Source organism: Halorientalis brevis (assembly GCF_042678165.1).
In the GTDB taxonomy this organism is placed as follows: domain Archaea; phylum Halobacteriota; class Halobacteria; order Halobacteriales; family Haloarculaceae; genus Halorientalis; species Halorientalis brevis.
Window position 1 is genome coordinate 646,452 of sequence record NZ_JBHUDJ010000014.1, and the last position, 12,740, is coordinate 659,191.

Consider the following 12,740-nt stretch of genomic DNA (forward strand, 5'->3'; position numbering starts at 1 on the left):
TCCGGTTCGACCCATCTCTCGGTGGCAACCGATTCGCTGCGATTGCGGACGACAACGTGGCGCGTGGCTCAAAGTCCGGGCGATACCCACGACATCTCTCAGAGGAACGCACAGAACCGGACAGACGAGAGTGAATCCAGCTGATCGTTGCGAAGCGGGCCAGATCGGTCACGGTGGAGATCGCTGTGACACTCGACCAGACGGGAGTGAAAGCGAGTAGACTGCGAGACCGGAGTCTCACGCGTCGGGAAAACGGGAAAAGCGGAGACCGCTCAGATGATGGCCGACCAGATCGGTTTGATGAGGAAGAACAGCGACTGGTAGCTCACGTACATCAGCGCTAGGATGGACGCTGCGATCGCGCCTTTGGGTCGTTCGATCGGGATGCCGCGGCGGGCTTCGACCTTGCGGGACTCGAACTCGAAGAAGTCGGTGAGGAACAGGCCCACCACGAGCGCGGACGCGACCATGCCGCCGTGGTAATGCAGCGTCGTGTAGTAGAACGCCGCAAGCACGAGCGCGAGGTTCGAGGCGACGTGGAGCGGACTGCGGCTGACCGCCTCAGCGCCGCCTTCGTCGGCTTGCTTCACGTGTTTTCGATGCTGATACGCGCGCGTCCCGATGTTGACCACCGCGAGTGCCAGAAGGACGTACTCGATCTGGCCGCCGAGAACCGTATCCAGCGGTCCGAAGAGTGTCACCGATGGTGCTGCCATACTCGCACCTTCCCACCTGATACATTAGAGTTTTTCCAATCCAATCGGCAAACGCCCGCGATAACTCGACCTGTCGTCCGGTCGATTCGGCCGGTCACTCGGACCGCGCGAACGACGACCGGCTCTGTGGCACCGTTCGGATCGAAAGCGAGTCCACGCGGGCGATCGACAGCGGCGTGTGCGGCGGGACTCGCTCAGCCCGGCGATCGTCGGCGAGCAACTCGACGGGAACCTCGTCGCGTTCGATCGTCAGCGTCACGTCGCCCGTCGGCAGGACCCAGTGATCGGCGCTGGTCGCGAACGGAGCGACCGGGACGACGCTGACGACGTCAGTCCCGCGGGCGACGACGGGCGCACCGACCGACCGCCCGTACCCGTGGGTGCCGGCGGGCGTCGAGACGACGACGCCATCGGCCCGGAACTGCGCGACGAGGTCGCCGCCGGACCGAACGGCGTACTCCGAGATGCGCGCCGGTTCCGCGGTCACGAGCATCACGTCACACAGCGCGCGCGCCCGCTCGGTCTCGCCTTCGAGCGCGGCCAGCACCGGCCGAGCGTGCGTCCCGCCCTCGTCGGCGAGGAGCGCGTCGACGGCCGCCGGGACCGCACTGAGCGGAACGGACTCGACGCCCGGCCCCGCGTTCACCGGGAGAACGGGGACATCGGGCGTCGGCTCCAGGGCTGCGAGTTCGAGAAGATGCGCCTGGCCTACCGTGACCAGCACGTCGGGGTCGCCAGCGAGGACGGTCGTCAGGTCGCCCAGTCGGTGCCGGCCGCCCGCTGCCTCGATTGCAGACCGGACCGAATCGGTCCGGTCGCCGACGACACCGACGACCGACGACTCCGCTGGGGTACCCATTATCCGGGTACAGGCACCCGGCCGGCAAAAACGTGGGGACTTCCGGCCGGCTCACTCGGCGTACGGCCAGTCGCCCGTCACGCGCATCCCTTCGGCGAGCCCCTGGGCGTCGAGGTTCGCAGCGACCGCGTCCGGATCGGCGTGTGGAATCTCGCGGTCGGCGCCCGCGAGTTCGACCACGAGGTCGGTCAGGAGAATTGCGCTCTCCCGGAGGTCGCGGGAGTCGAGTTTGTCGAGCGTGTCCGCGTGCGTGTGTCCCCACCCGCGCCCGCGCTCGGCGGTTTCGCTTTTGACCCAGCACGCGGGCACGCCCCACTGGGCGTACGACCAGTGGTCGCTGTGCGGCCCGAGTCGCGGGTCGACGGTGATCGGATGGTCGAACCGGTCGCTGACCGTCCGCACTGCCTCGGTCAGCGCGTCGGACCCGTGGGTTTTCGCCCGAAGCGTCCGTCCGCGGAGCACGCCGTCGAGGTTGACCACGGCGCGGATCTCGTCGCGGTCGGTCCGCTCGGCGTGATGGGCCGATCCCAGGAGTCCGACCTCTTCGGCCCCGAAGCAGACGACGTGGACGCGCGTGTCCAGTTCGTCCTCGCGGGCCGCCAGGGCCCGAACCACCTCGACGACAGTGGCAGTCCCCGCACCGTTGTCCATGGCTCCTTCGCTGATGTCGTGTGCGTCCACGTGGCTGGTCAACAGCAGTTGCTCGTCTGTCTCGGGGCCCAGTTCGGCGTGGACGTTCTGACTCGTCGCCGGCCCGGTCTCGACGTCGACGGTGACGGTGACGTCCGTCCCCTCGAACCGACGTGCGAGCCGGTGACCGACCTCCTTGCTGACGCCGACGGCCGGAATCTCACCGAGAGGGGCCTCGCTCGTGCCGACGCTCCCGGTCGGCGGGAGACAGCCGTCGACGTGGTTCCGGAAGACGAAGGCGCGTGCCCCCGCCTCGACGGCGCGATAGTACTTCTCCCGTCGGTGGATCAACCGGTCCTGCCAGTCGGGGACGTCGCTGGCGACCATCACGACCGCGTCCGAGCAGTCCGCAGTCTCGAAGTCCTCGGGCAGGCCGTAGCCCAGGTCGACGAACTCCCCGGTCACCGTTCCGCCGGGGCTCCGCGGGAGGGCGATGCAGTCCTGTGTCGTCTCGCCTGCAGTGATGGCACTCGTTCCGCGAGTCCAGCCCTGAGCGTCGAACTCGGAGAGTCGGGCGTCTCGAGCGCCGACGTCCGCGAGTGCGTCCCGGGTCAGTGCCGCCGCGCGTCGTTCGCCGTCGCTGCCGGCCATCCGGTCGCCGACGTCCACGAGCGCTTCGAGATGGGACCATCCGGCGTCGCTTGTGAAGGTCTCGCCGATCCAGTCGGTCATACGGCTCAGTGAAGCGAGTGGGGACTAAAGGAATTATTGTAGGCAACAGACCACGTTTCGCGGGAGAACTGAAGGCTTTTGAGCCGCGACGGTGATTGCTGGGGTATGCGGGACGTACTCGACGAGTGGCGACCGGTAGTCGACGAGACGATCGAAGAGTTGTTGCCGCGCCTCGTCGACGACGCGTACCTCGCGGATTTCTTCGGCGAGCCGACCTACCAGTACGACCCGGACGCAGTACAGGCGGCTCTTTCCGACCCCATCTGGGAACTGCTCGACCGCGGGGGGAAACGGTGGCGCGCCGTCGTCTTTCTCCTGCTCGTCGAGGCGTTCGGCGAGGATCCCGACGAGTACCTGCCCTACGCGTGCGTTCCCGAGATCCTGCACAACGGGACGATCATCGTCGACGACGTCGAAGACGACGCGTCGATGCGCCGCGGCGACGCGGCCCTACACCTCGAACACGGGACTGACGTCGCGCTGAACGCGGGCAACGCGATGTACTTCCTGCCCCTGAAGATCATCACGCGCGACCCCGGCGACCTGGACGACGGAACGCGGTTGGCGGCCTACGAGATGCTGATGTACGAGCTCAACCGGACGCACCTCGGGCAGGGGATGGACATCCACTGGCACAACGAGAAAGAGATCCAGATGAGCGAACGGCAGTACCTGGAGATGTGTGCCTGCAAGACGGGGTGTCTCGGCCGGATCGTCGCCCGCCTGGCCGCCATCGTCACCGGCCAGTCCGACGCGGTCGAACAGGCAGTCGCCGACTACGCCGAACAGATGTCAATCGCGTTCCAGATCGGCGACGACATCCTCGACGTCGAACACACCCTCGACGAGGCCGGCGCCTTCGGTAAGGAGTTCGGCAACGACGTCCGGGAGGGGAAGAAGACGCTGATGGTCATCCACGCCGCACGAAACGCCGACCCGGAGGACGTCGCCCGCCTGGAGGAAATCCTCTGGGCCGACGACAACGACGAAGACGAGATCCTGGAGGTCATCGAGATCCTCCAGTCGACGGGCAGCATCGAATACGCACGCGAACAGGCGCTGGCCCTCGCCGAACGGGCCCGGAACCACCTCTCGGATCTGGACCTGGAACCGGAACCGGCCGACCACCTGTCGGCGTTCACCCGATTCGTCGTCGAGCGCGACGTCTGAGCGCCCGACTGATTCACGTCACCACGGCGTACGTCATCAGCAGTCCGAAGTACAGCAACACGAGCAGCCCCAGCGCCTTCAGCCGGAACAGCTTCAGTTCTTCAGCCTCGTCCGTCGCGGCCGCCTCGAACGCGTCTCGTTGGTCGTCAGTGAGTGAAGCACCGTGTTGAAGCCCGAGGTGCAGCGAATGGTACTCCTCGGTCGCGAACGGTGCCCCACAGTACTCACAGACGAACGCGTCGTCCCCCGTCGGGACGGTGTACTGCTCGCTCGCCGTGGCGGCGACGGTCGATCCGGTCGTCGTGTCTTCGGTGTGCGTGCTCATAGGAAAGGGGGTTGAATCGTCGGTTGCGAGACGACCCACAGCGAGGTCATCGTGTAGAGGACCATCACGAGCGTGAACGAGTACTGGCTCTTGATGGCCTGCAGGCGGCCGGGAAACACCTCGAAGGCGGTGGCGTGGGCGACCCAGATGGCCAGGAGATGGCCCAGGAGGACGAACGTCATGTTGAGGCCGCCGAACCAGCCGGGAAGCTGCGCGACCGGGACAGTGGTCGGAGCCGACGCCGGGAGCGGGTCCTGCAGCGCAGCCAGCGCGGCCGGGAACAGCGAGAGGAAATAGCCCAGGTAGTGGGCGAGGTGGTAGCCGGCGGCGATCGCCAGGAGCGACGGCGCGAACCGACGCGCCAGGAACGCCTTCGTTCGGTAGGAGTCGGCCAGCTGCCGGCTGTATCCCGCCGCGAGCCAGTACACCCCGAGGAAGGCGACGAATCCGACGAGCAGTGTGGCGGGGTAGAGCAGCGCCGGCGGGACGCCGACGCCGACGACGGCTCTGGCAAAGCCGGCCCAGGCAGGCGTCGAGACCAGGCCGTCGTAGGTGGTCACCCAGACGATGGCGACGACGAAGGCGACCTCGTCGAACCCGTCGATGAAGCGGGTCTCTGACAGTGCGGTCCCGGGCAGTCGCAGTCGGAGTCGGCTCGCCTCGTCGTCCCAGGTCAGGGGTGCGACGCGACCGTAGTAGCGGAACACCCGAGCGACGGGATCGACCGTTCCGAACCAGCGAGCGGGGCCGACCACGAACGCACCCGCGAGCGTGAGTGCGGAGTAGCCCACGATGACGGTGGCGAGGAGTTGCGGCTCGTCGGCCAGCGGACTGACGACTTCGAGCCACACGAGCGCGAGCAGCCCGACGACGCTGGGCCAGGCCCCCAGCCCGTCCGGATAGGCACGGTCGAGCGAGGGGAGCAGCGACGAGATCGTCCGCCAGGGGTTGACCACGGGCCAGGCGTTCCCGAGCAGGTACGTGGTCATGGTGAACCCGGCCCACCAGCCGACCCAGACGGTGAGGATCGCCAGATTCGCAAGCGGTTCGGGAGGACCGACGAATCCGACGCCAAGGATGGCAGCGAGGCCGACGACGCCGGCGAGGTGGCCGAGCCAGCGGCCGATGCGCCGGGCCGGGACGGGACTCGTGCGGTACCAGGTGTGAATCTCCCGGATCAGCGCCCGGTCCGTGACGAAACTGGCCAGCAAGAAGGACGCGCCGACGGCGCTCCCGCCCGTGAGCAAGAACAGCCAGGTCGGGACCGTCAGCTCCTCCCGTGCGGAGGCACCGAGACTCCCGCCGTGGGCAGCGGCGACGCCGACGAACAGGACGCCGGCCAGCGTGAGTGCGAGGAGTCGAACGACCGCGCGTCGGGCGGCGAGAAGCGACGACCGGGAAGACGGCGACCACCGAGCGGACGGGTCGTCGGTCATTGGGTAAGGAAAGGGGCTTCTCGCCCGAGTAGCTTCCGAAACCACGCCGACGGGGGCGGATTCACTTGGGCAGGTTTTTACCAATAGACACGTAACCGCCAGATAGACATGAGCCTCGCAGACGAAACGTCAGAGGACCACGGGGGCCACGACGAACACCACCTCCCCGCGGTCGAAGACTGGCCGCGTGGATTCGGTGAAGCCAGCTGGTGGCCGTTCATCACGGCTCTCGGTGCGACCGGCTTCTACGTCGGCGCTGCACTGTTCGTACTCGGAAGGGGCGAAGAAGCGATCGTCGGCCCGATGACCGGCCCGTACGTGTTCATCGGCAGTGCATTCGTCTTCCTCGGTGGCCTCTACGGCTGGCTGTACCACGCGTTCGTGGTCAACTTCTGGGAACACGGCACCGACGGACACGGCGGCGGTGCGATGCGCCTGGCGATGATAAGTTTCCTCGGGACAGAAGTGGCGACCTTCGGCGCCGGCTTCGTGTACTACTTCTTCATCCGGGCCGGGACCTGGCCGCCGACGGGCGCAGAACTCCCGCCGCTCGTGAGTTCGCTCGTGCTCGTCAACACTGCCATCCTGGTCGTGAGCAGTTTCACGCTCCACTTCGCCCACACCGCGCTCCTGAAGAACAACCGCAAGCGATTCATGGGCCTCATGGCCGTGACGCTCCTGCTCGGGATCATCTTCATCGGCGGACAGGGACTGGAGTACTACGAGTTCCTCGTCCACGAGAACTTCACGCTCACCGAAGGAATCTACGGGAGCGCCTTCTACGGGTTGACCGGACTCCACGGTCTCCACGTGACCCTCGGCGCCATCCTCATCGGCATCGTGTTCGTCCGGGGCCTCCTCGGACAGTACGACGCTGAGCGACACACCTCCGTCAGTACCGTCTCGATGTACTGGCACTTCGTCGACGCCGTCTGGATCTTCCTCGTCGTCGTGCTCTACGTCGGCGCAGTGGTCTAGAGCGGTACCCGACAGCCGGTTTTTCTTCTGACGCACGCCTTCGAGTTGTGAGCAGTCACGACGGTGCAGAGCCCGACCCGCTCAGGACTGGCAATACGGACCGTGTGACACACGTCCGTCCGACCCGCAGTCGTACTCAGTTCGGTGTCTCCCACCCAGTAGTTTCAACGAGGGAAGACTGTCGAATCGTTGCCAACACTTATCAGGGGACGTGCGCAGTAATTGACCAATGGAACTGGTCGGACGGGGGCCGATCCGAGTTTGTTACCTCGGTCCAGACGAGAAGGTTGCCGACTGGGTGCGGGCCGGATTCGAGCGGTTCGACGAACCGGTCGAGTTCGTCGCGGAGACGGCGGCCGCCGCCGCATTAGATCGGATCGCGGACGCCCAGCAGCGACTCCATCCCCGCATGCGAAGCCCGCTGGTCGATCACGAAGACCCGTTCGACTGCGTGATCTGTACTGACGACGGCGATCCGATCGAGTTCATCGAAGGCGTCCGCGAGATCCACGACGAGTTACCGATCGTCCTCTTTGCACGCGACGGGAGCGAACACCTCGCGAGCCAGGCGATCAGTGGCGGAGTCGACGACTACGTCACGGCCAGCGGTGACAATCCCACTGGCAGGCTCGTCGAGCGAGTGGCCGAACTCGCGTCCGACCATCGCCAGGCGCGACGCACACGACGACGCAACGAGCGAACGCGCCGGATCGTCGACGAGAACGCCGAGATGATTACCGTCGTCAGTCCAGGTGCCTCGATTACCTACCAGAACGACGTCGTCGAGGAGGTACTCGGGTACACTCCCGCGGAGATCGACGAGAAGTTGCCGTTCGACAGCGTCCACCCGGACGACTGGCAGACGATCCGCGAGGAGTTCTACGACGCCGTCCGTGACCCGGAGTACGTCCCGACGGTCGAGTTTCGCGCCAAGGACGCCGACGGGCAGTGGCGCACCGTCGAGTCCCGCGCTCGCAACCTCCTCGACGACCCGTTCGTGCAGGGATTCGTCATCACGACCCGCGACGTCACCGAGCGGAAAGAGCGCGAACGTGACCTGGAAGGCTACCGAACGGTCGTCGAGAACGCCGGCGATCCGATGTACGTCCTCACGCCCGAGGGAGAGATCACCTGGGTCAACGAGGCGTTCATCGAACACACCGGCTACGACCGCGACGTCGTCGAAGACGCTCACGTCTCCACGTTCATGCGCGAGCAAGACATCGAGAAGGGGACCGAGATCATCAGTGACCTCCTCGAAAACGACGACGAGAACTGGGGCCGGTTCGAGTTCGTCATGGAGAACGTCAGCGGCGAGATTCGACGCTACGAGGACAACGTCGCCGTCCTCACCGACGACGACGGCAACCTCCGCGGATCCGTCGGCGTCGTCAGAGACGTGACCAGCGGCGAAGGCGAGTGAACGGAGCTGCTGCGCTTTTTGCCTTCGAGCGCGTAGCTCGCAGTATGACTCGACGCCCACGAGACAGGGACGAGCGACCGTTCGACGACGTGTTCACCGCGTTCGAGCGACTCGTCGAAGAGATGGTCGAGAACACGGATCGAATGATGGGACCGTACGGCCACGTCAACATCGACGTGGACCACCAGTTCGACCACGCCGAGCACGGCCGTCAGCGTCGACCGTCCGAAGCTCACGTCGACGTGCAAGAAGCGAACGAAGCGGTTCAGGTCGTCGCCGATCTTCCCGGCGTGAGCAAAGACGGAATCGAAGTCACGTGTGACGGACGGACGCTGACGATCTCGGCGACGGGCGAGCGCCGGGAGTACGCGGAGCAGGTTCGGTTGCCAGCCCGAGTCGATGAACAGTCCGCGACGGCGACGTACAACAACGGCGTCCTGGAGATCACGCTGTCGCGGGCCGACAGCGACGACGGCGGGACTCCGATCGACGTCGAGTGAATCGCCGTCAGGAGCCCGGCCAACAGCCTAGAGGCCGGTAATCTCGACCCGCGTGCCGCCGCTCTCGCTATCGGTGATCGAGAACGACCAGCCGTGGGCCTCGGCGATGCGGCGAACGATCGCGAGCCCCAGGCCGGTTCCGTGCTGGGTCGTCGACTCGCCGTATTCGAGCAAGCGCTCCCGGTCGTCTTCCGGGATACCGGGACCGTCGTCGGCGACGTAGAACCCGTCTTCCATCTCACCGAGCGTTACCGCTGGTTCGTCGCCGGCGTGTTCCACGCTGTTCCGGAAGAGGTTTTCGAGCACCTGTCGCAGTCGCGGCTCGTCTGCAACGACGGTCCGATCGGTCTCGATCGAGAGCGTCGCGTCCGCAGTGTCGAGCCCCGACCACGCCGTCTCTGCGAGCGCGTCCAGTGGGACGGAGTCGCCATCAGCGACGGTGTGCCCCTTCCGGGCCAGTTCGACCAGATCCTCGATGAGTGCCTCCATTCGATGGGTCGCCCGTTCGAGCGCGTCGAAATGTTCCTCGTCCCCCAGTTCCCGCGCGAGTTGGAGCCGACCGGTGATGACGTTCAGTGGGTTCCGAAGGTCGTGCGACACCGCTCCGATGAGCTCCTCCAGTCGCTCGTTCTGGCGTTCTAACTCCCGTTCGTACGTCACACGGTCGGAGACGTCGCGTGCGACGCCGGCGATCCCGACCACGGTCCCCTCGTCGTCAGTCAGTCGAGCGCCCCGGAACTCCGCGGGGAGTTCATCGCCGCTTTTCTTCCGGACCGCCGCCTCCACCTCGGCACTGCCAGTCGCGACCGTCTCAGCGATCGCGTCGTCGATCCGCTCGCGGTGTTCCGACGCGAAGAACTCGGCCGGCTCCATCCCGGCGATTTCCCCCTCGTCGTACCCCGTCACGGCAGGAATGTACGTGTTCCAGTAGACGATCTCGCCGTCTTCGTCGAGAATGAAAAACGCGTCGTCGATGGCGTCGAGTGCTTCCACGAGGACTCGTTCGCGGTCGTCGTCGTCAACGCGCTCGAACAACTGTGCGACCGCTCGCGAATCAGTTTTGGACCCACCGTCCGTCCGATAGCTGGACGCCTCCGGCCGACCGCCGTCGGTTCGGATCTGCTCGTACTCCGCAACTGCGGTGAGTATCTCGTCGGCCAGCTCGCCGTACTGTTCGGTTCCCGACCCCTTCTGGAGATACGCAGTGACAGCAGTGTCGAGGAGGTCGTCGTCGAGCTGCGCGCGGTCGCGGCCCGTAAAGAGCACGAACGGGATGCCGGGCGCTTCCTCCCTGGCAGCAGCGGCAAACTCGTCACAGGCCATATCCGGTAACTGATAGTCGCTGATGATGCAGTGAATCGTCCCCTCCCTCACCACGTCGAGCGCTTCACCAGCCGTTTCGGCGAGCTCCACGTCGAGGCGGTCGTCCTCCCGTTTGAGAAAAGTGGCAGCCAGATCGACGATTTCCGGGTCGTCGTCGACGTGTAGCACCCGAATCGGGTCGACATCGACATCGCTCATGACAACCCATTGAACGAGTGTATTGTTAAGCGTTGAGGCTTATTCGACAGATCCGTACTCATCGTCCGCAAACGCGGCGAACATGGCGCAAGTACGGTGGTTGCTGCGCCGACAGGTCACGCATTCATTACCCGTCATGAACCACGTCCAGGGGAGTTCCCGGCGCTGGGAAAGCGATGCGAGTGGCTGATCTCTCGTTCAACAGCAACGACGCGACTCCGCCAGATTGCCTCCCAGTTCGAACCCGTTGACACCGCTATCGAGCGCGTTGTATCCCTGAAAAAGCCGGTAGAGGGATTGTGAACTACGCCGAGACTGCTCGCTTCGCTGGGCGTCTCGTCTCGTTCAAATCCCTCGGTAGCGCCGACTACACACGGGTTGTTCGCGGCAAAAGAGCCGGTGGAGGGATTTGAACCCTCGGCCTAATCCTTACGAAGGATTCGCTCTGCCAGTCTGAGCTACACCGGCAGACGTCGCGGTGTTCGTCTGCCAAGCCTCGCTTCTCTGCGTTCAGCGAGACACCGGCGCGTTGGCGTTCTCCGCATCAAATCGTGGGAGGATAAACGCAATAAGGGTTGCGAATCCCGCTGACGGGACCCCTCACGTTCGCACCAGCCGTACGTCAAGCACCACGTTCAGTTCGTGGGGTGCGTACGACCGGACAGTGTGTCGCGTCTCGACGTCGACCTCGTACTGGGGTTCGGCCGCAGCCCGGATCGCCTCCTCGCCGGGGCCGTACGGGTCGTCCTCGTGCTGGATGTCGTAATAGTGGAGGACGCACTCGTCGCTCGCCAGGTCGACGGCCGTGTCGAGGAACTCGTCGGCGCTGTGCGGGAGGTTCATTACCAGCCGATCCGCCCAGTTCACGTACTCGGCCGCCACGTCTCGGACGTCCCCCTGGATTGCCGTCACGCGGTCCGCGACCTTGTTCCGACGCGCGTTCTCGCGGAGATATTCGATCGCCGTCTCGTTGAGGTCGACGCCGACCGCCTCTGCCCCCCGCGTGGCGAACGGGATCACGAACGGGCCGACCCCGGCGAACATGTCGAACGCTTGCTCGCCCGAGTCGACCTGCTCGACCACGCGATGGCGTTCAGTCGCCAACCGGGGCGAGAAGTACACCTCGGCGAGATCCAGCGCGAACTCACAGCCGTACTCTCGATGGACCGTCTCCGTCCGGTCGCCGGCCAACACGTCCCAGTCGCGCACCCGGAGGTCGCCTTTCACCTTCGAGGCCCGATTGAGTACCGTATCGACCGGCAGCGCGGACTCGACGATGGCGTCGGCGAGCGCCCGCGCTCTCTCGGGATCGTCCTCGTCGATGACGGCGATGTCGCCCACCCGAGCGTACGACGGTTCGAAGTCGACGACGTCGGCCGGCATCGTCTGCGTCTCTCTGGCCGGAACGTCGTACGAGACCACCTCGTATCGCGCTGGCACCGCACTGGCGTCTGTGACCGGTATGTAGAGCTGTCCGTCCTCGACGGTGATTTCGTGAGCGTCGTCGATGAGGTCCGCGTCTGCGAGCGCCTCACGCGTTTCTTCGCCCGCTTCGCGGCCGACACAGACGCACGGAACCGACATGGCCACACGTCGGACACCGCCGGCGGTAAGCCTGACGTTTCCAGTCCAGGTCGGGCCGCTTAATCCCTCCCAGCCCACAGTAGCGGTATGCTCACTTTCGTCGGTCTCGGTCTCTACGACGAGCGCTCGATCACAGTTGCAGGCCAGGACGCGCTGCGTCGCGCCGATCGCGTCTTCGCCGAGTTCTACACCAGCAAACTCGTCGGCACGACGGTCGCCGACCTCGAAGCCCATCACGACGTCACCATCGAGGTCCGGGATCGCGCCGGCGTCGAACAGGACCCCGACCCGATTCTGGACGCCGCCGAGGACAGCGAGACCGTGTTTCTCACCGCGGGCGATACCATGATCTCGACGACACACGTCGACCTTCGCCTCCGCGCCCACGATCGAGGCATCGAAACCCGCGTCGTCCACGGCACGACCGCCCAGACCGCCGCGAGTTCGTTGACCGGCCTCCAGAACTACCGGTTCGGGAAAGCCACCACACTTCCGTTCGAGCGCTCCCACGGCGGCGAGGGCGTCCCGCAGAGCGTCGTGGACACGATCGATACGAACCGAGAGCAGGGCCTTCACACGCTGGTCTATCTCGACATCAAGGCCGAAGAGGAAGAGTACATGACCGCGGACACCGCCGCGTCGCTGCTGGCTTCCGAGTACGACGAGACCCTGGCAGTTGCCGTCTGCCAGGCCGGGAGCGACGATCCGACGGTCGTCGCCGACAGCCTCTCCGAGCTGGCCGAGCAGAGGTTCGGCCCGCCGTTGCATCTGCTCATCGTCCCGGGAGACCTCCACCTCATCGAACAGGACGCACTCGCCGAGCTGGCCGGCGCACCGACCGAACTGCTCGACGACTAGCGGACTGC

At 65.5% G+C, this 12,740-nt stretch carries 12 protein-coding genes and 1 tRNA gene; 5 read left to right on the forward strand and 8 right to left on the reverse strand.

Going from position 1 to position 12,740, the window contains the following annotated elements; genetic code table 11:
* Nucleotides 1–272: 272 nt before the first annotated feature.
* The 3 genes from ACFR9U_RS19865 to ACFR9U_RS19875 all read right to left on the reverse strand — a co-directional run bounded on the left by ACFR9U_RS19865 (nt 273) and on the right by ACFR9U_RS19875 (nt 2,937).
* Nucleotides 273–716 (reverse strand): DUF7313 family protein, encoded by a 444-nt coding sequence (locus ACFR9U_RS19865; RefSeq protein WP_247378951.1) that lies wholly within the window; start codon nt 714–716, stop codon nt 273–275.
* 94 nt (nt 717–810) lie between these two features.
* The gene (locus tag ACFR9U_RS19870; protein ID WP_247378953.1) at nt 811–1,575 is read right to left on the reverse strand and encodes an NAD(+)/NADH kinase; all 765 of its coding nucleotides are present in this window, start codon (nt 1,573–1,575) and stop codon (nt 811–813) included.
* A gap of 51 nt (nt 1,576–1,626) precedes the next feature.
* Complete coding sequence (locus ACFR9U_RS19875) at nt 1,627–2,937, reverse strand: M28 family peptidase (protein ID WP_247378955.1); 1,311 nt, start codon at nt 2,935–2,937, stop codon at nt 1,627–1,629.
* Between the two features lie 105 nt (nt 2,938–3,042).
* Between ACFR9U_RS19875 and ACFR9U_RS19880 the strand changes: the two genes are divergently transcribed.
* Nucleotides 3,043–4,107: a polyprenyl synthetase family protein gene (locus ACFR9U_RS19880; protein ID WP_247378957.1), complete on the forward strand. Its 1,065-nt coding sequence runs from the start codon at nt 3,043–3,045 to the stop codon at nt 4,105–4,107.
* 13 nt (nt 4,108–4,120) lie between these two features.
* Here ACFR9U_RS19880 and ACFR9U_RS19885 read toward each other — a convergent pair whose 3' ends face one another.
* On the reverse strand, nt 4,121–4,432 hold the full coding sequence (locus ACFR9U_RS19885; protein WP_247378960.1) for a DUF7410 domain-containing protein: 312 nt from the start codon (nt 4,430–4,432) through the stop codon (nt 4,121–4,123).
* Nucleotides 4,429–5,868 carry a hypothetical protein gene (locus tag ACFR9U_RS19890; RefSeq protein WP_247378962.1) on the reverse strand — a complete coding sequence of 480 codons (1,440 nt, stop codon included), beginning with the start codon at nt 5,866–5,868 and terminating at the stop codon, nt 4,429–4,431. Before ACFR9U_RS19890 ends, ACFR9U_RS19885 begins: the two co-directional genes overlap by 4 nt.
* Before the next feature lie 108 nt (nt 5,869–5,976).
* Here ACFR9U_RS19890 and ACFR9U_RS19895 point away from each other — a divergent pair, with 108 nt between their 5' ends.
* From ACFR9U_RS19895 to ACFR9U_RS19905, 3 genes are all read left to right on the forward strand, one after another.
* Complete coding sequence (locus tag ACFR9U_RS19895; protein WP_247378964.1) at nt 5,977–6,846, forward strand: cytochrome c oxidase subunit 3; 870 nt, start codon at nt 5,977–5,979, stop codon at nt 6,844–6,846.
* A 229-nt stretch (nt 6,847–7,075) separates the two neighbouring features.
* Nucleotides 7,076–8,269: a PAS domain-containing protein gene (locus tag ACFR9U_RS19900; RefSeq protein WP_247378966.1), complete on the forward strand. Its 1,194-nt coding sequence runs from the start codon at nt 7,076–7,078 to the stop codon at nt 8,267–8,269.
* Nucleotides 8,270–8,313: 44 nt separating this feature from the next.
* Nucleotides 8,314–8,769 (forward strand): Hsp20/alpha crystallin family protein, encoded by a 456-nt coding sequence (locus ACFR9U_RS19905; protein WP_247378968.1) that lies wholly within the window; start codon nt 8,314–8,316, stop codon nt 8,767–8,769.
* A 27-nt stretch (nt 8,770–8,796) separates the two neighbouring features.
* On the opposite strand, the gene ACFR9U_RS19910 is transcribed toward ACFR9U_RS19905, so the two are convergent.
* The 3 genes from ACFR9U_RS19910 to ACFR9U_RS19920 form a co-directional block, all read right to left on the reverse strand.
* Entirely contained in the window at nt 8,797–10,290 is a 1,494-nt protein-coding gene (locus ACFR9U_RS19910; RefSeq protein WP_247378971.1) for an ATP-binding response regulator, read from the reverse strand.
* Between the two features lie 394 nt (nt 10,291–10,684).
* Nucleotides 10,685–10,758, reverse strand: a tRNA-Thr gene (locus ACFR9U_RS19915).
* 132 nt (nt 10,759–10,890) lie between these two features.
* Nucleotides 10,891–11,874, reverse strand: coding sequence for a class I SAM-dependent methyltransferase (locus ACFR9U_RS19920; RefSeq protein ID WP_247378974.1), 984 nt, complete (start codon nt 11,872–11,874; stop codon nt 10,891–10,893).
* A gap of 87 nt (nt 11,875–11,961) precedes the next feature.
* Here ACFR9U_RS19920 and dph5 point away from each other — a divergent pair, with 87 nt between their 5' ends.
* Nucleotides 11,962–12,732, forward strand: a complete 771-nt coding sequence (dph5, locus tag ACFR9U_RS19925) for a diphthine synthase (protein ID WP_247378976.1) — start codon at nt 11,962–11,964, stop codon at nt 12,730–12,732.
* Nucleotides 12,733–12,740 lie beyond the last annotated feature (8 nt).

What these genes read in the sequence shown, in the direction of transcription:
- ACFR9U_RS19885 (WP_247378960.1), bottom strand. Translation starts at nt 4,432, where the DNA reads ATGAGCACGCACACCGAAGACACGACGACCGGATCGACCGTCGCCGCC.
- ACFR9U_RS19875 (WP_247378955.1), bottom strand. Translation starts at nt 2,937, where the DNA reads ATGACCGACTGGATCGGCGAGACCTTCACAAGCGACGCCGGATGGTCC.
- ACFR9U_RS19920 (WP_247378974.1), bottom strand. Translation starts at nt 11,874, where the DNA reads ATGTCGGTTCCGTGCGTCTGTGTCGGCCGCGAAGCGGGCGAAGAAACG.
- ACFR9U_RS19905 (WP_247378968.1), top strand. Translation starts at nt 8,314, where the DNA reads ATGACTCGACGCCCACGAGACAGGGACGAGCGACCGTTCGACGACGTG.
- ACFR9U_RS19880 (WP_247378957.1), top strand. Translation starts at nt 3,043, where the DNA reads ATGCGGGACGTACTCGACGAGTGGCGACCGGTAGTCGACGAGACGATC.
- ACFR9U_RS19910 (WP_247378971.1), bottom strand. Translation starts at nt 10,290, where the DNA reads ATGAGCGATGTCGATGTCGACCCGATTCGGGTGCTACACGTCGACGAC.
- ACFR9U_RS19870 (WP_247378953.1), bottom strand. Translation starts at nt 1,575, where the DNA reads ATGGGTACCCCAGCGGAGTCGTCGGTCGTCGGTGTCGTCGGCGACCGG.
- ACFR9U_RS19865 (WP_247378951.1), bottom strand. Translation starts at nt 716, where the DNA reads ATGGCAGCACCATCGGTGACACTCTTCGGACCGCTGGATACGGTTCTC.
- ACFR9U_RS19895 (WP_247378964.1), top strand. Translation starts at nt 5,977, where the DNA reads ATGAGCCTCGCAGACGAAACGTCAGAGGACCACGGGGGCCACGACGAA.
- ACFR9U_RS19890 (WP_247378962.1), bottom strand. Translation starts at nt 5,868, where the DNA reads ATGACCGACGACCCGTCCGCTCGGTGGTCGCCGTCTTCCCGGTCGTCG.
- ACFR9U_RS19900 (WP_247378966.1), top strand. Translation starts at nt 7,076, where the DNA reads ATGGAACTGGTCGGACGGGGGCCGATCCGAGTTTGTTACCTCGGTCCA.
- dph5 (WP_247378976.1), top strand. Translation starts at nt 11,962, where the DNA reads ATGCTCACTTTCGTCGGTCTCGGTCTCTACGACGAGCGCTCGATCACA.